Here is a 23,576-nt window from a genome sequence, read left to right as displayed (position 1 = left end):
TCCTACTCAAAACAACGCCTAATCACTTCGATGATTACGTCCTGCTGCTCGGGAGTCATCTTGTTGTCGGAGGGCAGGCAGAGACCACGATGGAAGATGTCAGCGCCCACATCCAAAGGCAAGCCATCTGCGCCCGTTGCACCGCCGGAAATATACGCGTTGGTCTTAGCCCGGCCATTGCCCTCGCGCGTTACGAAAGCATTCATACGATAAATAGGCTGCATATGCATGGGTTTCCAGATGGGTCGGCCCTCGGCGTTAATGGCAGCAATAGCCTCAAGAATCTCGGTGGGGCAGCTCTTTCCAGGTTCGCTTACGTAAAGCGCCTCACTCTCGCCACGAACCTGTTTACACATCGCATCGGGCTCAATCAGCATGCAAGAAAGCCAGAAGTTCGGCTCGCAAACGTTGGGGTCATAGGGATTCATACTCACCGGAAGGCCCTTGAAGCCCTCCTTGTAACGAGTGTAAATAGCCTTCTTTTGGGCAATATGCTCCTCCAGATATGGAATCTGGCCACGCACAACACCGGCAATTACATTGCTCATGCGATAGTTATAACCAAGCTCCTCATGCTGGTACCAAGGGGCAGCTTCACGAGACTGGGTCGACCATTTGCGCGTTTTATCGGCTGCCTCTTTGCTATCAGTTAAAAGCATGCCACCAGCGGAACCGGTAATGATCTTATTGCCGTTAAAGCTAATGGCGCTGATGTCACCAAACGTACAAGTCTGACGACCCTTATACGTGGCGCCAAGTGACTCAGCGGCATCCTCAACAAGGACAGCCCCGTGCGCATCACAAATTGAACGAAGCTCTTCGACTTTGCCAGGCGTTCCGTAAAGATGCGCCGCCACAACGACCTTTGAAGTCGGATGCAGTTCAAAGGCCTTCTCCAAGGCAATAGGATCCATGTTCCAGGTATCGCGCTCGGTATCGATAAATACAGGGACGCCACCCTCGTAAACAACTGGGTTCACCGTCGCGTCGAACGTCATATCGCTGCAAAGGACCTCATCACCGGGTTTAATTCCAGCGAGCTTCATGGCAAGATGCAGCGCTGAAGTACCACAAGAAAGGGCAACGGCATAGCCGCAACCAATCTTCTCGGCCATTTGGCGCTCGACTTCGTTGATATTCTCCCCTACCGTCGACATCCAGTTGGTCTCATATGCCTCGGTAATGTATTTGAGCTCATCGCCGTGCATAGTCGGCGAGCTAAGCCAAACTTTATTCTCGAAGGGTTTAATGTCCATCTTGGCTCCTTATCCCTAATCGTTAAACTGCGGATGATACGTAGGTACAACCTCGGCGAGAACAGACTTAACCGCATCGTTATCCTTGTCGACGCAATCATGAAGTTTCTCAAGCTTGTCTTTGATCTCTTCCATCTTGTCAGCCTCGGCTGTGGAGATGCGAATCTCGGAATGCTCGGTAGGCAGGAGCTGCTCGTTATCCATAAGGAGCTCCTCGTACATCTTTTCGCCAGGACGCAGGCCGACTTCTTTGATCTGGATATCTTTGCCAGGCTTAAGACCGCTCAGCGTAATAAGGTTGATGGCAAGGTCGTAAATCTTGACCGGCTCACCCATGTCCAGTACAAAAATCTCGCCGCCATGCGCCAAAGCGCCGGCAGTAATGACAAGCTTGCTGGCCTCCGGGATAGTCATGAAGTAACGCGTAATGTCCTTGTGCGTAATGGTGATAGGGCCACCCTCGCGAAGCTGACGCTTAAACAGCGGGATGACCGATCCATGACTACCCAGAACATTGCCAAAGCGAACAGCCGTAAAAATGGTCTTGCTGTTTGCCGCATAATACTGAACGATCATCTCGTCCATACGCTTGGTGGCACCCATTACGTTCGTGGGATTAACGGCCTTATCGGTAGAAATCTGCACATAGTGGCTGCACTGGTACTTATCGGCAAGGCGTACAACATTGAGCGTGCCAAAGACGTTATTCTCGATTGCCTCGCGGGCGTTGTGTTCCATAAGAGGAACGTGCTTGTGGGCTGCAGCGTGGAAAACAACTTGAGGATGGTACTTCTCAAAGACCCTGGTAATCGCTGGGAGATGCGTAATGGAGCCAATATAGACTTGAATATCGGTGCCTTGATCATGAGCGGTCTTGATGATGTCGTGATACAGCTCGTAGGTAGTGTTCTCGTAAATGTCGAACAACACGATTTGCGCCGGCTTTGCCGGAAGCAGCTGACGTACAAGCTCTGAGCCAATAGATCCGCCGCCGCCCGTGACCAAAATGCGCTTTCCGGTAACGTAGCCCATCTGGTTAAGGTCAAGCGACTTCTCCTCGCGAGAAAGCAAGTCGCTGATCTCGACCTCACGAAGGGCAACCCTGCCTACACCATCCTGCGGAATATCGCGGACATTGGGGAGCGTGAGGACCCTAAGACCCGTCTTTATGCACAGGTCATAGATACGCTGACGCTCTTCATGCGTGGCACTCGGAATTGCCACGACAATCTGTTCAGCCTCACAATCGTGCGCAATAGTAGGGATATCGGCGCAAGTACCGCAGACCTTAACGTCATGAATACGCTGATTTTGCTTATTGGGATCATCGTCAACAACGGCAACCGGATCACCGATCATATCGGGATCTCCGTTGAGCATACGTTTGATGGAAAGAGAGCCGGTCTCCCCTGCTCCTACGATGAGCGTACGCGGGAGATGCGCATCGGAATTGCTTTTAAAGCGCCAGAGCTGGCTACCATAAATGGCGCGAATAGCAAAGCGGCCGCCACCGCAAATAATGAGGACGATAGCCCATGACATAACGTCCTCACGAAGGGTCATACCCTTGCCAAATAACACGCTAAAGATAATGTCGCCAATTACTGATCCTACCGTTACGGCTGCAACAATACGTCCAGCCTCGGAAATGCTCGCATAGCGCCACAAGCTGCTATACATATGAAAGAACCAAAAGACGACAACGTTAACAAGCGCAAGTACAAGAATAGCCGGGCATGCGCCGGCTGCTCCGCCGAGAGTCGCCCAATGCTGCGTACCCCACGATGCAATAAACACGGCAATAAAAGTTGCAGCAATGTCATATGCCATCAACATATACGGCTCGAAGGCGCTCAGCTTCCCCTTTTGCTTTGCGCTCTTAGATTCGGTGTTCAAGATCCGCTCTTCTCTCTCCCTATTAATCCCGTTATCCCCGCCCGGGGATCCCCTTTGCCCCTTTGAGCAGCCGCCCGCAGTTAGGCGATTGCCTTTTTAAGGTTTCGCATTGCGCGCTGCTCGTTTGAAAGCACCGCGAGGCCAACGCGGGCGGTTACGCGTCGGCCGCACATGTCGAGCTCCAAATAAGCAGTGCTCTTGCGTCTGTTAATGGTTTTGATGAGGCCTTCGTGGCCCAGCAGCGGGCCTGCCGTTACTACGACCTGGTCACCGTCTTTTAGGGCCTCGCTCATGGGCACTACGCGGTCTCCCCTATGCGTAAAGCCGCCAATAAGTTGGACCTCTTCTATTGCCAGCGGCACAAACTGACCGTCCTGGGATAACACCCGGGCAAAGTCGTCCATGCGCAGCAGATACTGTTGCACGGTGCGGGGGTCTGCCGTATCGCAGATAAGATAACCGGGAAAGAGCGGCTTGGTCGTACAGACCCATTCGCCGTGTACTTTGATCTCGGTTTGAAATTGGGGATAAAAGAGCTCCTGCATGGCGCTCGCCGGCACCATACGCTCGATGCGCTCGCGCATTACGTCTTCGCGACCGTTAATGACCTGGATCACATACCACACGAGCACCACCCCCTTGCTGTCTTACGTGTGGCTCACGGGGTTTGGGTATGGCTTCGCCAGGGCGCTTGTGCGCGGAGGCGCTCCATATTCAAACCCTGAGCCCAGTTAGACAAGCACGTGGCTCTGCCCCACCGTGAACGGTATGTATGAGTGCAGTTGCTAGAGACGCGGACGTGTATCGCAAAAATAACCGCGACTCCAGCTGGCTGCGTGCGAACCAATCAAGCGGGTACAAAACTGGAACGCACGCAAACAGCTGAAGAACTGCTGTGGTTTGCCGTAGCAGTTCATTGCACCGTCTAACGCAAACTTAAAAGCAGCCGCAAAAGCAAGTGAAAATCGCGCATGGCAATCGATATTGGAGCTCATGGTTTTTCTAACACCGCCGTTACGACCGGATGCTGATCAACCCCGTGCTATGTGGCCTGTTAGAGCCGTGAGCACAGTTGAACTCATGTAACGTTAGGAATCCTAGCACAAGCTGGTAGCGAAACTGATTTGGGTTGCGTTGGACAACAAATCGTTCATTTGGCGTGCTTAAGGGGGTTGTTTTTGGATGTTGTTCACGTTGGCGCAGGATATTGGGGTGCGAGCGGTGATTAAGGGCGATCCTGAAGCGCAAATGGAACGGCGAGCTGCACTGATAATCACGTTTGTCTAACAAACTATGTACAGACATGGGAAATAAATTGTGCAACTTTTTGTTGGTGTGGGTGGGGTTTGTGGCGCGAGGTATTTTGGCATGAAAAAAGGCCTTCGGAATTCCGAAGGCCTTTGCATTCACGATGGTGGAGACGAGGGGGATCGAACCCCTGACCTCTTGACTGCCAGTCAAGCGCTCTCCCAGCTGAGCTACGCCCCCGTGACGACGAGATACTATAGGGGAAGTTGGCTCGACGTGCAAGGACTTTTTTGGGTCAGACTTTAAATGCCTAATGATATAGGTAAGCGATGGCGGTGCCGGTGTGGACTTGGATCGTGGCTGTTGATCTGACGACGTTGCTGATGCCCGTATCCGCCAAGAGTCCTAGCGGGGAATGGTTTAGCTCCCACTCTAAGCCGAGTTCGCTAACCACGGTGTTGGGGGCGATGGCGATGATGGAGAACGTCTTGCCTTCGGCGCCTTCAATAGTCCAGGATTCGCCTCCGTGCAGGATGCGGGCCGTGGTCTCGTCCTCGGCAATCCAGACGGGGGCGTCCGCATAGCTTGCCAGTAGCCCTAACACGGACAGGGCCATGTCCGGGCGGCCGCCCGTGGCGCAAGTCGCTACCACTTCGGCACCTGGCCAGCGGCGACGGACGGCATCGAGCGCCAGGCCCAGATCGGTGTAGTCCTTGTAGGGGTCGTGGCGTTCAACTTCAAAGTCGGTGGCGGCATCGACCAACGCGCGGCCCGCGTCACTCACCGTGTCGGCATCCCCCACATAAACGTCGCAGCCCAGACCGGCGCCCAGCAGCGCGTCGAGCCCGCGGTCCACGGCGACAACGTGGTCGCACTCCCCTGCTAGCCTACGCAACAGATCCGCGCTCGCCACTACGGGCGAGCCGCATACCACTAATACCTTGCAAGCCACGGCCCTCGCCTAGCCCTCAAACTCAAGAACGCGGACCGAGTCCAGGTCCTCGTAGCTATCGATAAAGATATCGCAGTTGGCGCGCACATCGTCGCGCTTCATACGGCCATGCGGGTCATAGATGCCCACGCGCTTAAAGCCGGCGGAGCCCGAACTCTTTAGGCCAAAGACGGCGTCCTCAAACACCCAGGCGCGCTCAAACCTGTGCCCATGACGCTCCTCCAGACGGCGCAGCGCCAGCTCGTATACGTCGGGGAACTGCTTGGAGCGTCCCGCCTCGCCCGTCGTGGTAACAAACTCCATGTAGGCATCGAGCCCGGCACCAGCGAGCGCGGACTGCACCAGCTCGGCCGGCGTGGACGTAGCCACGCACATGGCAATGCCCGCCGCCTTCGCCTGCTCCAAAAACACCAGGAGCCCCTCGCGCGGCGGCACCTTGGAGTAGCCATCGATCAGAATGTCGCTCAGCTCGCGATACAGCTCCTCGCCATTCGCACCAATGCCCCACGTGTCGTGGTAGGCCTGGCACTCGTCCTCGAGCGACAAATGCTCAAACTGGGCAAAATCGTCGACCGTCACGTCGACACCGTGGCGATGTAATAACTCGGGCTGGGCATAGGCCCAAACGGGAGTGCTATTAACCAGTGTGCCGTCGCAATCGAAAATAAAAGCGACATTGTGGGCGGCGATCTGGGACATAAACGAACCTTTCGATGTCAAATGGTAAACAACCTGCTAAAAACGTTTTACCAAACGTCAAATTAACAATCTTGAAAACCTAATTGGTAAAACTGTCAAGAGTTTTACCATCGCAATTCTGCCAGTGGTCTAAACATGGCGCTCGCCGATTAAACACCGCCGCAAATCCACTTTTCTCCATAAAAGTAACGAACAGGTGTTATCGTATTTCGTGCCGAAAGTTCCACCGAGCACGCGAGGTGGAACGAATCATAGAACTATCGCCGTCCCTTCGATTCGTGCAGCCTTGGACCTTTCGCATCTAGTCACCAAGGCAACACGCTGCCGCGTCATGATGGGATCAAACGTGAGCGATACAAAGCTAAAGCCAGCAACTAAAAAGCCCGCTACCCGTAAAGCCGCCCCGCACGCACCGGAACTCTCCAAGGACGATGTCTACCTGTTTGGCATCGGCACGTGGGAGCGCAGCTGGGAAAAGATGGGCGCGCATCCCGACACGCAGAACCGTACGCGCGGCTGGCGTTTTTGCGTTTGGGCGCCCGACGTAAAGAGCGTCCATGTCATTGGCGAATTTAACGACTGGGATGAGGAAGCCAACCCGCTGGTGCCCGTGCATACGAGCGCTATCTGGGAAGGCTTTATTCCTGGCGCCGAGCAGGGCCAACTCTATAAATATCTCATCGAGACAAACGAGGGAGAAAAGCTCTACAAGGCCGATCCGTACGCCTTCAAGGCCGAGTGCCCTCCGGGAACGGCAAGCGTGCTGTGGACCCTCGATGGCTACAAGTGGAACGACGCCGCATGGCTCAAGCGCCGCGCCAGTCATAACCACATGTCGCAGCCCCTTAACATCTACGAGGTGCATATTGGCTCGTGGAAGCGCCACGGCGACGCGCCACAGGGCGAGCCGGACGAGTGCGGCAACTACCCCGGTCCCATGGACCCCTTCCCCGCGCAGCGCGGCGAGTTCTACACCTACGACGACCTGTCGGTCGAGCTCGTGGACTACGTGCACGACATGGGCTACACGCATATCGAGGTCATGCCGCTTATGGAGCATCCCTTCGATGGCTCCTGGGGCTACCAGACGACCGGCTACTATGCCGCCACGTCGCGCTATGGCGACCCGCAGCAGCTCATGCACTTTATCGATGCGTGTCACAAGGCGGGCATTGGCGTGATCATGGACTGGGTGCCCGGCGGTTTTTGCGCCGACTCCCACGGCCTTGCCACCTTTAACGGTCACATGCTGTTTGAGCATGAGATTCACCCCAACTGGGGCACGCACAAGTTCGACTTCGCCCGCGGCGAGGTCCGCTCCTTCCTGGTCTCCAACGTGCTGTACTGGCTCGAGAACTTCCACGTGGACGGCATTCGCATGGACGGCGTGTCCAGCATGCTGTACCTCAACTTTGGCATCGACGATCCCGGCCAAAAGAAGTTCAACAAGTACGGTACCGAGGAGGACCTGGACGCCAGCGCGTTTATCCGCCAGGTCAACTGCGCCGTGGAGGCCCACTTCCCTGACGTGATGATGATGGCTGAGGAGTCCACCGCGTGGCCGCTCGTGACCTACCCGCCGCAGGACGGCGGCCTGGGCTTCCACTACAAGTGGGACATGGGCTGGATGAACGACACCCTTCACTACATGCAGACCGATTTTCCGTGGCGCCCCGGCAACCACGGGCTGCTCACGTTCTCCATCATGTACGCCTTTACCGAGAACTTCATTTGCCCGCTGAGCCACGACGAGGTCGTGCACGGTAAATGCTCGCTGATCGGCCGTATGCCGGGCGACTGGTGGCGTCAGTTTGCCGGCCTGCGCACGCTGGCTTTCTATCAAATGACGCACCTCGGCGCCAAGCTCAACTTTATGGGCAACGAGATTGGCCAGTTTATTGAGTGGCGCTACTACGAGTCCATCCAGTGGTTCCTGACCGAGGAGTACGAGACTCACCGTCATCATCAGGCGTTCATCAAGGCGCTCAACCACCTGTACACCGCCGAGCCCGCCCTGTACGAGCGCGGCTACACCGACGACGGCTTTACCTGGATCGATGCGGACAACTCCAAGCAGTCCATCGTGAGCTTTGTGCGCCAGGGCGAGGATGTAGATGACGACCTGGTGATTCTGATCAACTTTGACCCAGCGAGCTACGAGAGCTTCCGCGTGGGCGTGCCGCGCGAGGGCGACTGGGAGGTCATCTTTGACTCCGACCGTCCCGAGTTTGGCGGCAGCGGCTATGCCGGCAAGGAGCCCTACACCTGCTCGAGCGAGCCCTATCCCTGGAACGGGCAGATGGACTCTATTGAGATTAAGGTGCCTGGCCTGGCAGGCGTGGTGCTTAAGCGCCGCGGTCCCAGCAGCTATAAGCCGTCGATGGTCGAGGAGCCCAAGGCTGCGCCCAAGAAGCGCACGTCCTCGGTGAAGCCTAAGCCTGCGGCTGCCAAGAAGGCTCCGGCTAAGGCGAAGGCCACGGCGACCAAGGCCAAGGCCAAGGCTGCCGCAAAGCCCGCTGCTAAGGCCGCAGCCAAGAAACCGGCTGCCAAAAAGGCCGCTACCAAGGCCAAGTCTGCTTCTGTTAAGCCGTCTGCCAAGGATGAGTAACAAAACCGTTACAGCTGTAATTACCCGCCCCGACGAGGCGTAGGATACAAGTCATAACCGTTCCGGGAGAAACATCCCCGGGGGAAAGGAACGTATGAATAAGATCTTCGACAACAAGCAGGAGTTTACCGAGCTCTATCGCGATGCCGTCATGAGCATCAGCGGTAAGAGCGTCGAGGCCGCCAGCGACCTCGACCGCTTTAACGCCCTGGCCAAGCTCGTGGCCGAGAAGGCGCGCACCGTTGCCACCAAGAGTGACGCCCGCGTCACCGCCGAGGGCAAAAAGCGCGTGTACTACTTCTCGATCGAGTTTTTGATCGGCCGCCTGCTCGACAACTACCTGCTCAACTTTGGCGTGCGCGACATGGTCGCCGAGGCGCTCGACGACATGGGCTTTGACCTGTCCGTCATCGAGAACCAGGAGCCCGATCCGGCCCTGGGCAACGGTGGCCTGGGTCGTCTGGCCGCGTGCTTCCTGGATTCCATGGCAGCCGAGGGCATTGCCGGCTACGGCAACGGCATGCGCTACCGCTACGGCCTGTTTAAGCAGGAGATTGTCAACGGCAGCCAGGTCGAGGCCACCGACGAGTGGCTCACCCACGGCTATCCCTGGGAGGTCCGTCGTCAGGACAAGGCCGTGACCATCAAGTTTGGTGGCCATGTTGAGGGCTTTGAGGAGAACGGCCGCACGTTCTACCGCACGGTGGACACGCAGGACATCCTGGCTGTCCCTTATGACATCCCCGTCGTGGGCTATGCCGGCGAGACCGTCAACAAGCTGCGCGTCTGGGCCGCCGAGCCGGTCGAGGAGCACTTTGATCTGGAGGCCTTCAACCGCGGCGACTATGCTCTGGCCGATGCCGAGCGCGCTGAGGCCGAGGCCATCAGCGCCATCCTCTACCCCAACGACGCCGGCGAGCACGGCCGTCTGCTGCGCCTGAAGCAGGAGTACCTGTTTGTCTCGGCCGGTATCTACAGCCTGCTCGACACCTTTGAGAAGGAGCACGGCGCGAACTGGGAGCTGCTGCCGCAGTTTGTGGCCATCCACACCAACGATACCCACCCCGCCATGTGCGGCCCCGAGCTCATGCGTATCCTCATCGACGAGAAGAAGCTTGAGTGGGATGACGCCTGGAACATCGTGACGCAGGTCGTGAGCTACACCAACCACACCATCCTGCCCGAGGCCTTGGAGAAGTGGCCCATCGGCACGTTCTCTAAGCTCCTCCCCCGCGTGTACCAGATCATCGACGAGATCAGCCGTCGTTGGCACGAGTCGTTCGACACCTCGCAGGAGGGCTGGCAGGAGCGTCTGCGCCAGACCGCCATCCTGTGGGACGGCGAGATTCGCATGGCCAACCTGTCCGTGATCTGCAGCCATAGCGTTAACGGCGTGGCCAAGATCCACTCCGACATCATCAAGAACATCGTGCTCAAGGACTTCTATGCCTTGACGCCCGAGAAGTTTAACAACAAGACCAACGGCATCTCGCACCGTCGCTTCTTTGCCGAGGCCAACCCCACCTACGCCAAGCTTGTGACCGAGGCCATTGGCGACGGCTGGCTCAAGGACGCCTTTGAGCTTGAGAAACTCAAGGAGTTTAAGGACGACACCGAGTTCTTGAAGGCCGTAGGTGCCTCCAAGCGCGCTAACAAGGAGCGCCTTGCCGCCTACGTCAAGGCCGAGACCGGTCTGGTCATTGACCCCAACACCGTCTTCGATGTCCAGGTAAAGCGCTTCCATGCCTACAAGCGCCAGCTCATGAACATCATGAAGGTGATGGACATCTACAACCGTCGCATTGCCGATCCCAACTTCCACGTGACGCCGACGACCTTCATCTTTAGTGGCAAGGCTGCCTCGAGCTACACCTTTGCCAAGGAGACCATCCGCCTCATTAACTCCGTTGCCGACGTCATCAACAACGATGCCCGCGTCAACGAGGTCATGAAGGTCTGCTTTATCCCCAACTTCCGTGTGAGCAACGCCCAGCTCATCTACCCCGCTGCCGAGATCTCGGAGCAGATCTCCACGGCCGGCAAAGAGGCCTCGGGCACGTCCAACATGAAGCTCATGATGAACGGCGCCATTACGCTGGGTACCCTCGACGGCGCCAACATCGAGATCGCCGACCTGGCCGGCCGCGAAAACGAGGCCATCTTTGGCCTGACCGCCCCCGAGGTCGAGAAGCTCTGGGCATCCAACAGCTACTTTGCGTGGGATACCCTCAACGGCGACCGCGAGCGTCTGGGCCGCGTGATGGACGAGCTCAAGGACAACACGTTTGCGGGTCTTTCGGGCAACTTCGAGAGCATCTACAACGAGCTCATGAACAACAACGACCCCGACCTAGTCATGGCTGACTTCCGTAGCTACGTGGATGCATGGGAGAACCTCACGGGCAGCTACGGCGACCAGGAGAACTGGAACCGCAAGGCCCTGCTCAACACCGCCTCCTCCGGCTGGTTCTCGAGCGACCGTACCATTCGCGAGTATCGCGACGAGATCTGGCACGCATAAAGCGCGCGAGCTCCCTTTGCAGCACGGCATTATTCGACGGGCGCGACCGAGCGCCGCGCCCGTCGCTAATGGGTTTAGGAACATCGATGACAGAAGGAGAAATCGATGAGTAAGAAAGAATGCATCGCGATGCTCCTCGCAGGAGGACAGGGCAGCCGATTGGGGGCACTCACCCAAAAGATCGCCAAGCCGGCGGTTAGCTTTGGTGGCAAGTTCCGCATTATCGACTTTTCGCTGTCCAACTGCTCCAACTCGGGCATCGACACGGTGGGTGTTCTGACGCAGTACCGCCCCTACCTGCTGCATGCCTACGTGGGCTCCGGCGAGGCGTGGGATCTGGACAGCCGCGACGGCGGCGTGTCGATCCTGCCGCCGTACGAGACGCAGACCGGTGGCGCCTGGTATGCGGGCACGGCCGACGCCATTACGCAGAACCTCGACTACATCAAGGCCAACGACCCCAAGTACGTCCTGATTCTTTCGGGCGATCACCTGTATCGCATGGACTACCGCAAGATGCTCAAGACGCACATTGAGAACAACGCCGACCTCACGGTGAGCGTTATGCCCGTGCCGTGGGAGGAGGCCAGCCGCTTTGGCATCCTGACCACCGACCCCGAGGACGGCCGCATCACCAAGTTCACCGAGAAGCCCGAGAAGCCCGATTCGAACCTCGCGTCCATGGGCATCTACATCTTCTCGGCCGACGTGCTGATCGAGGCGCTCGAGGAGGACGCTCTGGACCAGCGCTCGAGCCACGACTTTGGCAAGGACATCATCCCCAAGCTGCTCGGCGAGAACAAGCGCCTGTACAGCTACGAGTTCCACGGCTTTTGGAAGGACGTCGGCACCATCGCCAGCTTCCACGAGACCTCGATGGACCTGCTAGGCAACAACCCCGAGTTCGATCTGTTTGACAAGAACTTCCCCATCATGTCCAACATCACCACGCGTCCGCCTCACTACATTGGTCCGGACGGCCGCCTGGACGACTGTCTGGTCTCCAACGGCTGCAAGATCTACGGCACCGCTCGCCACTCGATCCTTTCGACCGATGTCATCATCGAGGAGCGCGCCGTGGTCGAGGACTCCGTGCTGCTGCCGGGTGCGCACGTTAAGAGCGGCGCGCACATCTGCCGCGCTATTTTGGGCGAGAACTCCACGGTCGAAGAGGGCGTGAAGCTCGGCTCTGTCGATACCACCAAGGATACGGCCGTCGTTGGAAATGACGTCGTTATCGGGAAGGGGGAATGATCCGATGATCAATCGCAAGGCCATCGGTTACATCACCGCTAACTACTCTTCGACCTACGGCAGCGTCCTGCTCAAGGACCGCCCCATCGCGTCCGTTCCGTTTTTGGGCCGCTACCGCCTGATCGACTTTCCGCTGTCCAACATGATGAATGCCGGCATTAAGACCGTCGGCGTCGTCATGCCGGGCAACTACCGCTCGCTGATCGACCACGTGGGTTCTGGCAAGGACTGGGGCCTGGACCGCAAGAAGGGCGGCCTGTTCATGGTGCCCGGCAACGCGTATGGCACCACCAAGGGCGGCATGCGTTTCCTGCTGCGCGACATCATCTCCAACAAGACGCTGTTCCAGCGCTCGGAGAAGCCCTATGTCGTGATGATGGGCACCAACATCATCTTTAACATGGACCTCAACACCATCATCGAGGCGCACGAGAACTCCGGCGCCCAGATGACCGTAGTGTACTGCAAGGCCACGCGCAACGTCGATGACGAGACCAAGCTCGAGATTAACGAGAACGGCCGCCTGACGGGCGTGAGCGCCGGCGTCGTGTACGGCGACAACGCGTCCATGGACTGCTGCATCGTCAACCGCGAGACGCTGCTCGAGATTATCGACCATTACCAGGCCGCCGACTATCTGGACCTGCTCGAGGCTCTCCAGGGCGACTTTGGCAACATCGACGTGTGCAGCTACGAGTACAAGGGCGAGGTCGTGGGCGTGTTTAGCGAGAAGTCGCTGTATCGCCGCAGCATGGACCTGCTCGACCAGACTGTGGCCGACCAGCTCTTTGACCCCGAGCGCCCGATCCTGACCAAGGCCCACGACGTTCCGCCTTCGCGCTATGCGACCGGCAGCCACGCCTGCAACTCGATCATCTCGGCCGGCTGCATCATCAAGGGCACCGTGCGCAATTCGATCCTGTCGCGCGGCGTCGTGGTTGAGGAAGGCGCATCGGTGACCAACTCGATCATCAACCAGAGCTGCATCATCAAGAGCGGCGCCCGTGTTGAGAATGCCATTCTGGACAAAAACAACGTGGTTCCCACCAACACCGAGCTTCGCGGCACGCCCGAGAACATCCTGGTGCTGGGCAAGGCTCCGTTAACTTCCGACACCACCATCGTACGTTAACGTTGGCACCGCAACATCGCTCGTAACATGTAGAATAGCCGCCCGGTTTGTGCCAGGCGGCTATTCTCGAATTGCAACATGGGAGACAATATGGCTGATTCCAGCAAAAAGATGCAGATCGTGTTTGCCTCGGCCGAGTGCGCACCGTTTGTGAAGACCGGCGGCCTGGGCGACGTGGCGGGCTCGCTGCCTGCAGCGCTTGTGCGCGCCGGCGCCGAGGTCATCGTGATGGTGCCCAAGTACGCCACCATCAAGGACGAGTACAAGGCGCAGATGGAGCACTTCTCCGACTTTTACGTGAGCCTGGGCTGGCGCAACGAGTACTGCGGGCTCGAGAAGCTCGAGCACGACGGCGTCACCTATATGTTCATCGACAACGAGCGCTACTTTGCGCGCGACTATCCGTACGGCTTCTTTGATGACGGCGAGCGCTTCGCGTTTTTCTCCAAGGCCATCACCGAGAGTCTGCAGCACCTGCCGGCCGGTTTTGAGTGTGACATCCTGCACTGCAATGACTGGCAGACGGCACTGGCGCCCGTGTTCTTGCGCGAGTTTTACCAGGGCCTGCCGCTGTATGACCGCGTCAAGACCGTGTTCTCGATCCACAACGTGGCGTTCCAGGGCCAGTTTAGCGACACCGTGATGGAGGACATCCTGGGTTTGGCGCACATTCCGGCGGCCGCCTCGCAGCTGCGTTGCGACGCCTGCAGCATCAACTACATGCTGGGCGCCCTGCGCTATGCCGACGCCATCACCACGGTGAGCCCCACCTATGCCAACGAGATCCAGACGCCCGAGTTTGGCGAGGGCCTGGATGGCGTGCTGCGCGAGCGTTCGTACGCGCTGCAGGGCATCCTTAATGGCATTGATGTGACAGGCTTTGACCCGGCGACCGACAAGCGCATTGCCGCCAACTACACGGTTGAAGACCGCTCCGGCAAGGCCGTGTGCAAGGCCAAGCTGCAGGAAGAGCTGGGGCTCGAGGTTCGCGACGACCGCCCGCTCATGGTGATGGTCACGCGCCTGACGCGTCAAAAGGGCATGGACCTGGTCATGTACGCGCTCGACCGCATTCTGGCCGGCGGCGTGCAGGTGGCGGTGCTGGGCACCGGCGACCGGGACTACGAGGACGGCCTGCGCTACTTCCAGGACAAGTACCCCGGCACCATGGCCGCGCGCATCGAGTTCGATCCCGCGCTGTCGCAGCGCATGTATGCCGCCGCCGACATGTTCCTAATGCCTTCGAAGTTTGAGCCCTGCGGCCTGTCGCAGATCATCGCCATGCGCTACGGTACCCTGCCCATCGTGCGCGAGACCGGTGGCCTGAAGGACACTGTGATCCCGTACAACGAGTTTACCGGCGAGGGTACGGGCTTCTCGTTTAGTAACTTTAACGGCGACGAGATGGGTGACGCCGTGTTCCGCGCGGCGCGTCTGTTCTGGGATAACCGCGACGCCTGGAACCAGCTGGTAACGCAGGCCATGAGCCAGGACTTTAGCTGGACGCGCTCGGCCGACAAGTATCTGGACCTGTATTTCTTTATGCATCCGGAGATTGAGAGGCCGGCGGCTGTTGTCGACGAGCCTGAGGCTGTTGCTGAGCCGGTGGCCGCTGAAGAGCCCAAGGCCAAAGAGAAGCCGGTTGAGGCTGAGCCCGCAAAGGCCGAGCCTAAGGTGAAGGCTGAGGCTGCTCCCAAGACAGAGGTCGAGGACAAGCCCGCTGCAAAGCCCGCAGCTAAGAAGACCACGACCCGTAAGACGACCGCTAAGAAGGTTACGACGGTCAAGGCCGCCGCGACTAAAACAACGGTTGCCAAGACAACGACCACGCGCAAGCGCACGACCGCCACTGCCAAGAAGGCCGCCGAGGCCGAGGCTGCTCCCGAGGTAAAGGCCGAGGTCGCTGAGGCCAAACCGGCCGCCAAGGCTCCGGCAAAGACCGCTGCCAAGAAGACGACCGCGACCGCCAAGAAGGCAACAGCTGCCAAGAAGACCACAACAACGAAATCGACGACGACCAAGGCCACCGCGGCTAAAACCGCCCCGAAGGCTGCCGCAAAACCCGCCGTCAAGGTCGAGGAGGCAGCTGCCGAGGCCAAGCCGACCGCCAAGACCACCACGCGCAAGCGCGCAACGACGACGGCCAAGAAGTCCACGACCAAGGCTACAATTCCCAAGGCGGAAGCTAAGATCGAGGCCAAGCCCGAGGTAAAGCCCAAGCCGGCACCGAAGGCCGCTGAGGTCAAGACCGCTCCGAAGGCTACGGCAAAGGCCGAGCCTAAGGTCGAGCCCGCCAAGAAGGCCCCGGTCTCCCCCGTCGCCGCGACCGAGGAAAAGGCTCCGACCAAGAAGACTTCCGTCCGCAAGGCAACGGCCACCCGCAAGCGCCGCTAATCCAGACGATCCAAAACCTCATCAAACCCTAAGCAAGGGGCGCTCCAACCGGGCGCCCCTTCTCTGTAGGTAGTGGTAAAACGATTTTCTAGGACAACCGTTCGCCGATGGTAAACGGATGTTGTTTATACACCCTGTGTACTACAGATATACTTACATCTTAGGCGTAAAACCCATGGCCCGCAGGCCATGATTCTATTGAACTGGACCGTACTATGAGATTGATACACAACAGCCGTCTACCGCAGTTTCGCACTCCGTTTGGCGCTGTGACCACTGGAACTTCCGTTGCACTCTCGGTGATTTTGGAGGATGCCGATCCCAACCAGGCAACGCTTACGCTGCGCACCTGGGTCGATGAAGTCGGCGAGACCCTGATCCCAATGGAGCACGAAGGCGATGGCATTTTTACCGGCGAGCTCAAATGCACTGAACCGTGTCTTGTGTGGTACAGCTTTATATGCAATATCGAGGGCCAGCCCGAGGTCCGCTTGGGCGCACCGCAGGGTCGCACCGGCGGAGAGGGCGTAACTTACGACTACGCCGAGGTTCCGTCCTTCCAGATTACCGTCTATAAGCACCGCGAAGTGCGTCCCGAGTGGTACGAGCGTGGCATGGTCTACCAGATCTTCCCCGATCGCTACGCCCGAGATGAAAACTGGCGCGAGCGCACGCTGGCCGAGGTCGAAAAACCACGCAACGGAATCCAGCGCCGCATGGTCGAGGACTGGAACGAGCCGCCCGTGTACGAGCGCGCCGAAGACGGCTCCATCAAAACCTGGGACTTCTACGGCGGGTCGCTCAAGGGCATCCAGGAAGACCTGCCTCGCATCGCCGAGCTGGGCTTTACGGCCATCTACCTCAACCCCATTTTTGAAGCCGCGAGCAACCACCGCTACGACACGGCCGACTACACCAAGATCGACCCGATCCTGGGCACCGAGCAGGACTTTACCGAGCTGTGCCAGGCGGCCGAGAAGCTGGGCATCTCCATCATTCTGGACGGCGTCTTCAACCACACGGGCGATGACTCGATCTATTTCAACCGCTACGGCAACTACCCCGGCGTGGGCGCGTGGCAGAGCGAGGATTCGCCATGGCGCGATGCGTTTTATTTCCACGAGGACGGCTCATACGACTGCTGGTGGGGCGTGGGCAATATGCCCGCCATCAATGAGAGCTCTGAGCTGGTACGCGAGCGGCTCCTGGGCAAGGACGGCGTGATCCGTAAATGGCTACGTGCCGGCGCTCATGGCTGGCGCCTAGACGTGGCCGACGAGCTTTCCGATGACTTCCTGGCCGAGATCAAAAAGGCCGTGCTCGCCGAGAAGCCTGATGCACTGTTGCTCGGCGAAGTCTGGGAAGACGCCTCCAACAAGATCAGCTACGGCCATCTGCGTCGCTACCTACAGGGCTCCGAGTTGGACTCTGCTATGGATTACCCCTTCCGCGACATGGTCATCGGCTTTTTGATGGGCTACAAGAACGCCTACGAGGCCGCTGAGGATATCGAGACCCTGCGCGAGAACTACCCGAGCGAGGCATTGTCCTGCGCGCTCAACCTGCTGTCGAGCCACGACCGCCCGCGTATCATCTCGGTGCTCGGCGGCGGCCCCGACGAGTCGCAGCTGCCCGAGTGCGAGCGCAGCAAATGGCGCCTGGACGAGAACTCGATGGGCCTGGCCAAGAGCCGTTTTTGGCTCGTCACGCTCATGCAGATGACCTTCCCCGGCGTGCCTTCGATCTACTACGGCGACGAATATGGCCTGGAGGGTCTAACCGATCCGGGCAACCGCCGCACCCTGCCGACCAAGGACCAACTGCACGACTTCGACACGCTGGCTATTGTCAAAAACGCCTCCGCCGTACGCCGCGCACTGCCGTTTATGATCGACGGCGAGATCAAGGCCTTCGCGCTCAACGACGAGGTGCTGGCATACAACCGCACGGGCAAGGATGGCGAGTCCGCGACGGTTATCATCAACCGTAGTCTGCGCAATTCGCACCGCGTGACGATTCCGGCGCTCGATGAATGCGCGAGTGACGTGATCAGCGGTCACGAGTGCGAGATCCACAACAGCACGGTCACGCTCGATTTGTATCCGCTGGGCTCGTCGATCATCTATCATCATGCCGAGCAGCGCTTGCAGGAGCCGCTCGATCACGGCGCGGGCGTTGTGTGCCATATCACCTCGGTACCGACCGATGACGGCAAGCCCGGCACGATCGGCGCACCCACGCGTCGCTTTATCGACCATCTGTCCGCTATGGGCATGCGCTACTGGCAGGTCCTGCCTGTCAACCCAACGGACTTCTTCCGCTCCCCTTACGCCGGGCCTTCGGCCTTTGCGGGCAATATTGACCTGCTGCCCGAGAGCCAAGAGGAGCTGGCGGCCGACTTTGAGACTTGGAAGGCCCGTGGCGGCGAAGATGCCGATCCGCTCTACACCGCGTTTAAACATCGCAACGCCGATTGGCTCGAGAAATACTGCGTCTACATGGCCGTTAAGAAGTACTTTGAGGGCGAGTCGCGCCACGATTGGCCGGCGGATGTCGCGCGCTACAACGAGCACCTGATTGACGACAAGCGTTTCCACGACGAGGCAGAGCTGCAGGCTTACATGCAGTACCGCTTTGACCTAGCCTGGTGCGAGCTCATGAACTACGCGCACAAGAAGGGCATCGAGGTCATCGGCGATATCCCGATGTATGTCTCGGACGATTCGGCCGATGCATGGAGCGAGCCCGAGAACTTCTGGCTGTCCGAAACCGGCAAGGCAATCGAGATCTCCGGTGCGCCGCCCGACAACTTTGCGCCCGAGGGCCAGGTGTGGGGCAACCCGACGTTCCGCTGGGACCACATGAAGCAGAACGGCTATAGCTGGTGGATGGATCGCCTACGTCGTGCGTTTTCGCTCTACGACCGCGTGCGCTTGGATCACTTCCTGGGCTTCCACAGCTACTTTAGCATTCCCGCGGGTAAGGCCTGCGCCGACGGGCGTTGGCTGGCAGGCCCGGGCAAGGACCTGTTCCAGACCGCCTATGACGAGCTGGGGCCGCTCAACTTTATCGCCGAGGACCTGGGCTACCTGACGCCCGGCGTTCGCGCCATGGCTTCGGCTTGCGGCTTCCCCGGTATGGACGTACTGGAGTTTAGCGATTACGACGTTCGTTGCGGCGTGCACCCTACGCCCGGCAAGATCCTGTACACATCGACTCACGACACGTCGACGCTCGCGGGTTGGTGCACGCGCTCCTTTGCGGGCGGCGACGAGCCGAGCGGTGTTGAGGTGGCAGCCAAGCTGATGAGCGACGCGCTGACAAGCGACGCTCCCCTGGTGATGATGCCGCTGCAGGACGTGCTGGGGCTTGGCGACGACACGCGCATGAACGTACCGGGCGTGGCCACGGGCAACTGGACCTGGCAGGCTGACGAGGCCGACGTTGCGGCCGCTGAGGGCAAAACCGCACAGCTCCTGCGCAACACGCATAGATTCTGGGGCGAAGCGTGATAAAACGCCCGATATAGGGTACAGTTACAGACGTTTGAATTTTTGCGGGCAGAGTAATCTGCCCGCTTTGTGCTGAAAAGGAAGTATTATGGCGCGCTACGATTACAAGTGCTCGAGCTGCGGCAACGTGTTTGAGGTTGAGCATCCCATGTCCGAGACCCCCGAGGTCGTGTGCCCCAACTGCGGCGCTCCGGCCGCCAAGACGTTCTCGGCCAGCGGTATTAAATTTGAGGGCAGCGGCTTCTACAACACCGACCAGCGAAGCGGCGGCTCCAGCACAAGCGCCACGAGCGGTTGCTGCGCCAACTGCCCGCACAGCCACTAGAAACCAATCAGCCCCGCGACCGACACCGATCGCGGGGCTGATTCTTTGCGCTATAGGTAGCTAATTAATTTTTAATAATTAGCATAATTTAAAATCCGCCCATACCGGCAGAATAGGGATCGTCACAGGTACCATCGCTATACCAATGAGTCGATCCAACATAGTTACCATTTTCGTCATAAACGTCCATGGTTTTAATGACTACTTTGCCGCCGCCGTTAGAGGAGCCACCAGAATAACCACTATTAGAGGAGCCATCAGAATAGCCGCTACCGCCAGAATAATTACTACCAGAATTACTGGAATAATTGTTTTGCTGAGAAGCCTGCTGCTGAGCCTTAGCTGCTTCTTCTTGAGCCTTAGCCTCATCTTCAGCCTTGGCCTTATTTACATCATCAATACGAGTTTGATAACGACTGATCTGTTCATTGATTTGATCAATGAACTTCTTAGAATCCTTTTTGGCATCTTCAAAAATAAGCTTCTGATTGTCTTTATTAGAAATATCATTAAAAAGGCCATTAAGGCTATTTATATGCTGTTGGAGAGAGTCGGTATCTTCAGTAGAATTTACATCAAAATTAACATGGTCAGCTAGAGAAGTATTCCACTCATTATTTTGAGCATTACGGCAGTCTTTAATGATGGAATCGTATTTATTAAGCAACTTCGTCCAATCAGGGGAAGTACCATCAGCATACTTAAATTTGTCATCAGAGATTTCTTTATTCAACATCTCTTTATTGTTTTGAGCATTTCTAATGGTATCAAGACGTTGCTCAAATGTTAGTAGCCTAGGATCAGCTTTAAAGGCAACAACACTATCGCTAGCCTTTGAATACAAAACTTCAACCTGCTGATTATGTTCACTACATGCTTGTTTGTAATTGTAACCAGCATAACCAACGACACAACCAGCAATAAGCAGAGCAACAATACCGGCACCAATAATTACCCGCTTTTTAATCGAAGAATTTTTAACTTCTTCATTTCCCTGAGTTTTATCTTCAGGATTGTCAATCTTGTCATAGTTAAGATCGGTCATTTTAACCTCTAAATATTAAATCCGCGAGCGGTTCATGCAACTAGAAACCTACCGAACACAACCGCTTGCTTTCATACCCGATTTATTAATCCCCGTCCCAGAAAAATCCTGAGTTGCGGTGAAATAAGGACTTTTTGGCGGGTAGATACCGCTATTCAATCCCTATTTCACCGCAACGTAGTAATTACTTGTGGACCAGCCTGGCGCAGAAGTGGCCGTCGTAGGAATCGGCGTTTACCGGCACGCTTTGGAAGAGGCCTCGATCGTTCTGGCGTACGGATACGAGCTTCTTGGCCTGATCGAACTCGGGGAGTTGCAGAATCTGCGCTTCAGAGAGCGGCGCCACGGTAAAGCCGGCGCCCTCGGGAGAAGCCAGGAAGGCATGCACGACCTGCGCGTTCTCCTCTTCAAAGACCGAGCAGGTGGCATAGATGAGCTCGCCGCCGGCAGCCACGCGCGCAGCGGCTTCCTTGAGCATCGTAAGCTGCAGCTTGGGCAGCTCAACCGTCACATCCTTTTCGGTCAGGCGCCACGGGATCTCGGGATGACGACGCATGGTTCCGGTGCCAGAGCACGGCGCATCGATAAAGACCGTATCGAACTTAACCGGCTCGCCAAGCATGGCATCAAACGACGTCAGTACTTCATCAAGCTCGCAAGCATCACCCGAAACCGTACGAACGCCCTGAATACCTGCCTTATGCAGGCGAGCAAGATTCTGGTCGCACTTGCGATCATGCAAATCGAGCGCCGTATGCTGACGCTCATAGCCCGCACGCTTGGCCTGGCACATCATCACATAGGTCTTGGTGCCACGGCCGGCACCAATCTCAAGGCAGCAACCAGGGCGCGTGGCAGCTGTTGCGATAAGTTGCGCGTTGAGATCAGAGGCCACCGCGGCAGCACGCTCAAACACACCCGAAGCAACGGTAACCTGGGCATCAACCGGGGCATGGCAGCCTGGGAAGACAGGCGCGACGAACTGCGAGATATACGGATCGGGCTTAGTCGCAAAGGCGTTCTCATGCAGAGCCAGCGGTGCGGGGGCCAGATTGCCGGCAAAGTTAAGCGCACCCTCTGGCGTGTCAAACGATGCCATAATGCGAGCGCACAGCCATCGCGGCAAGCCCATCAGGCGCGACAGACGAACCAAGCGTCGCTCGGACTCATCCACGTCGGATGCCGTGGCAAAGTCCTCAACATTGTCCGCAACCTTATGCAGAACGGCGTTCGCCAGACCGGCGGCAGACTTAGCCCCGCAGCGAACCAGCTCAACACCCTGACTTACGGCAACGCGGCCCGGCGTATGCAGATAGAGCATCTCGAAGGCCGAGATACGAAGCGCCATGCGAACACGCGGCGCAACCTTTTTGGGCTTTTCGAGAAACTGATCGAGCAACTCATCCAAAATGCCCTGCGTGGCGGCAACACCGAGCGCCAAACGCGCGGCAAAAGCGGAATCGCGCTGGTCAATAGCCTTAGCGGAAGCACGGGAAGACAATACATCGCGAGCGTACATACCGCGACGATCAGCTTCCATCAGTACATCGAGCGCAAGCTTGCGCGCGGGAGACAGCTTGCTCATGACAATACACCCCACGAAAGATCGGCACCCTGCAGGCCAGCAGCCCAAGCAGAAGCGGCCATAGCGCGCTTGCCATCAGGCTTAACCTCGAGCAACTCAACCGAGCCATCGGAAAGACCAAAGTAAACACGCTTGACCTTAACGAGAACCTGACCCTCAACAAGCGACACATCAGCAGGCGCAGCATCGAGCACACGCACGGTCTTGCCGGCAATCACGCAACGAGCAGGCGCGGTATCGGACGAGGCCAGCACATGACGCACACAATCAAGCGCCGCCATGTGCGGATCCAGGCGCATCTCCTGCTTAGAAATCTTGGCAGCATGGGTAACAAGCGCCTCATCCTGTTCTGTCCACACGGCGGTGCCATCGGCAAGAGAAGGAAGCGTATCGGCAAGCAGTTTACCGCCAAGCTCACCAAGCTCCATGGTCAGCGCCTCGGCATGCTTACCGGCAACCGAGGTCGAGGCCTGCGCACAATAGGCGCCGGTATCCACGCCATGCCCAATGCGCATAATAGAAACGCCAGCAATCTCATCACCAGCAAGAATGGCACGCTGAATAGGAGCAGCCCCACGCCAACGAGGCAGCAGCGAAGCATGAACATTCACAATACCAAGCGGCGCCATATGCAGCACCTCATCGGGCAAAATGCAACCATAGGCAGCCACACAGAAAATATCAGCCTGGGCAGTCTGGAGCGCCTCAACAACCTCAGGCGTCATACGATTAGCCTCAACAACAGGCAAACCAAGCTCGAGTGCCTTAGCCTTAACAGGAGACGGCTCTAGCTTCTTACCACGCCCACGAACAGCATCAGGACGAGTAACAACAAGCGCAATCTCATTCCCAGCCTCAACAAGCGAAGTCAGCGAAGGCACAGCAAAATCAGGCGTACCCATAAACACAATACGCATAAAAGTTAGTCTCCTCTCAATAACGAGCCGAGACGGCTACAAAAAAGCGTTCCAGGTCACAAGCGCACCCAGCCGCAAGAACAGTTCAACAAAGACAAATATACCCAAAAACAAAGAAAGAGCCGCATAAAAGCAGCCCTCCCAACAAAGCACCTATCAGCGAAGACGCCCTTCCCTGGCCCGACGGCACCCGGGCGAGTCAAGCAGCGTCAACGTAGTCCCCGGGGCGCCC

15 protein-coding genes and 1 tRNA gene are annotated in these 23,576 nt (G+C 57.7%); 7 read left to right on the top strand and 9 right to left on the bottom strand.

The window, feature by feature from the left end; all coding sequences use genetic code 11:
- Positions 1-2: 2 nt before the first annotated feature.
- From DXC79_RS03755 to DXC79_RS03730, 6 genes are all read right to left on the bottom strand, one after another.
- Positions 3-1,256 (bottom strand): DegT/DnrJ/EryC1/StrS aminotransferase family protein, encoded by a 1,254-nt coding sequence (locus tag DXC79_RS03755; RefSeq protein WP_117635202.1) that lies wholly within the window; start codon positions 1,254-1,256, stop codon positions 3-5.
- Between the two features lie 15 nt (positions 1,257-1,271).
- The gene (locus DXC79_RS03750) at positions 1,272-3,152 is read right to left on the bottom strand and encodes a nucleoside-diphosphate sugar epimerase/dehydratase (protein ID WP_233502981.1); all 1,881 of its coding nucleotides are present in this window, start codon (positions 3,150-3,152) and stop codon (positions 1,272-1,274) included.
- Between the two features lie 80 nt (positions 3,153-3,232).
- Positions 3,233-3,778, bottom strand: coding sequence for an antiterminator LoaP (gene loaP, locus DXC79_RS03745; protein WP_233502979.1), 546 nt, complete (start codon positions 3,776-3,778; stop codon positions 3,233-3,235).
- Between the two features lie 786 nt (positions 3,779-4,564).
- Positions 4,565-4,640: transfer RNA gene (locus DXC79_RS03740), tRNA-Ala, on the bottom strand.
- 70 nt (positions 4,641-4,710) lie between these two features.
- Entirely contained in the window at positions 4,711-5,352 is a 642-nt protein-coding gene (locus DXC79_RS03735; RefSeq protein WP_117635200.1) for a thiamine diphosphokinase, read from the bottom strand.
- Positions 5,353-5,361: 9 nt separating this feature from the next.
- A complete protein-coding gene (locus tag DXC79_RS03730) occupies positions 5,362-6,051 on the bottom strand; it encodes an HAD family phosphatase (protein ID WP_117635199.1) in 690 nt (229 codons plus the stop codon).
- Positions 6,052-6,382: 331 nt separating this feature from the next.
- Here DXC79_RS03730 and glgB point away from each other — a divergent pair, with 331 nt between their 5' ends.
- The 7 genes from glgB to DXC79_RS03695 all read left to right on the top strand — a co-directional run bounded on the left by glgB (position 6,383) and on the right by DXC79_RS03695 (position 19,797).
- Complete coding sequence (glgB, locus tag DXC79_RS03725; RefSeq protein WP_117635198.1) at positions 6,383-8,659, top strand: 1,4-alpha-glucan branching protein GlgB; 2,277 nt, start codon at positions 6,383-6,385, stop codon at positions 8,657-8,659.
- A 94-nt stretch (positions 8,660-8,753) separates the two neighbouring features.
- Positions 8,754-11,180 carry a glycogen/starch/alpha-glucan phosphorylase gene (locus DXC79_RS03720; RefSeq protein ID WP_117635197.1) on the top strand — a complete coding sequence of 809 codons (2,427 nt, stop codon included), beginning with the start codon at positions 8,754-8,756 and terminating at the stop codon, positions 11,178-11,180.
- 105 nt (positions 11,181-11,285) lie between these two features.
- Positions 11,286-12,434: a glucose-1-phosphate adenylyltransferase gene (locus DXC79_RS03715; RefSeq protein ID WP_035138263.1), complete on the top strand. Its 1,149-nt coding sequence runs from the start codon at positions 11,286-11,288 to the stop codon at positions 12,432-12,434.
- Between the two features lie 4 nt (positions 12,435-12,438).
- Entirely contained in the window at positions 12,439-13,566 is a 1,128-nt protein-coding gene (gene glgD, locus DXC79_RS03710) for a glucose-1-phosphate adenylyltransferase subunit GlgD (RefSeq protein WP_099431724.1), read from the top strand.
- Positions 13,567-13,656: 90 nt separating this feature from the next.
- Complete coding sequence (gene glgA / locus DXC79_RS03705; RefSeq protein WP_199408636.1) at positions 13,657-15,960, top strand: glycogen synthase GlgA; 2,304 nt, start codon at positions 13,657-13,659, stop codon at positions 15,958-15,960.
- 215 nt (positions 15,961-16,175) lie between these two features.
- Positions 16,176-19,472, top strand: a complete 3,297-nt coding sequence (locus DXC79_RS03700) for a 4-alpha-glucanotransferase (protein WP_117635196.1) — start codon at positions 16,176-16,178, stop codon at positions 19,470-19,472.
- An 88-nt stretch (positions 19,473-19,560) separates the two neighbouring features.
- Positions 19,561-19,797: an FmdB family zinc ribbon protein gene (locus DXC79_RS03695; protein WP_117583493.1), complete on the top strand. Its 237-nt coding sequence runs from the start codon at positions 19,561-19,563 to the stop codon at positions 19,795-19,797.
- Between the two features lie 88 nt (positions 19,798-19,885).
- Here DXC79_RS03695 and DXC79_RS09995 read toward each other — a convergent pair whose 3' ends face one another.
- From DXC79_RS09995 to fmt, 3 genes are all read right to left on the bottom strand, one after another.
- Entirely contained in the window at positions 19,886-20,842 is a 957-nt protein-coding gene (locus DXC79_RS09995; RefSeq protein WP_147327477.1) for a hypothetical protein, read from the bottom strand.
- A gap of 184 nt (positions 20,843-21,026) precedes the next feature.
- Positions 21,027-22,427, bottom strand: coding sequence for an RsmB/NOP family class I SAM-dependent RNA methyltransferase (locus DXC79_RS03685; protein WP_117635194.1), 1,401 nt, complete (start codon positions 22,425-22,427; stop codon positions 21,027-21,029).
- Positions 22,424-23,344 (bottom strand): methionyl-tRNA formyltransferase, encoded by a 921-nt coding sequence (fmt, locus tag DXC79_RS03680; protein WP_117635193.1) that lies wholly within the window; start codon positions 23,342-23,344, stop codon positions 22,424-22,426. The genes DXC79_RS03685 and fmt overlap by 4 nt, the downstream gene beginning before the upstream one ends.
- Between the last annotated feature and the right edge of the window lie 232 nt (positions 23,345-23,576).

Origin of the sequence: Collinsella sp. TF08-11AT, from assembly GCF_003437035.1 — a bacterium.
GTDB lineage: Bacteria > Actinomycetota > Coriobacteriia > Coriobacteriales > Coriobacteriaceae > Collinsella.
The sequence above is the reverse complement of the archived record's forward strand: the minus strand, read 5'-3'. Positions and strand labels throughout refer to the sequence as shown.

Coding starts and splice junctions, on each gene's coding strand:
- DXC79_RS03685 (WP_117635194.1), bottom strand. CDS start 22,427: ATGAGCAAGCTGTCTCCCGCGCGCAAGCTTGCGCTCGATGTACTGATG.
- DXC79_RS09995 (WP_147327477.1), bottom strand. CDS start 20,842: ATGACCGATCTTAACTATGACAAGATTGACAATCCTGAAGATAAAACT.
- DXC79_RS03715 (WP_035138263.1), top strand. CDS start 11,286: ATGAGTAAGAAAGAATGCATCGCGATGCTCCTCGCAGGAGGACAGGGC.
- DXC79_RS03755 (WP_117635202.1), bottom strand. CDS start 1,256: ATGGACATTAAACCCTTCGAGAATAAAGTTTGGCTTAGCTCGCCGACT.
- DXC79_RS03720 (WP_117635197.1), top strand. CDS start 8,754: ATGAATAAGATCTTCGACAACAAGCAGGAGTTTACCGAGCTCTATCGC.
- glgB (WP_117635198.1), top strand. CDS start 6,383: ATGATGGGATCAAACGTGAGCGATACAAAGCTAAAGCCAGCAACTAAA.
- glgA (WP_199408636.1), top strand. CDS start 13,657: ATGGCTGATTCCAGCAAAAAGATGCAGATCGTGTTTGCCTCGGCCGAG.
- DXC79_RS03695 (WP_117583493.1), top strand. CDS start 19,561: ATGGCGCGCTACGATTACAAGTGCTCGAGCTGCGGCAACGTGTTTGAG.
- DXC79_RS03700 (WP_117635196.1), top strand. CDS start 16,176: ATGAGATTGATACACAACAGCCGTCTACCGCAGTTTCGCACTCCGTTT.
- glgD (WP_099431724.1), top strand. CDS start 12,439: ATGATCAATCGCAAGGCCATCGGTTACATCACCGCTAACTACTCTTCG.
- fmt (WP_117635193.1), bottom strand. CDS start 23,344: ATGCGTATTGTGTTTATGGGTACGCCTGATTTTGCTGTGCCTTCGCTG.
- DXC79_RS03730 (WP_117635199.1), bottom strand. CDS start 6,051: ATGTCCCAGATCGCCGCCCACAATGTCGCTTTTATTTTCGATTGCGAC.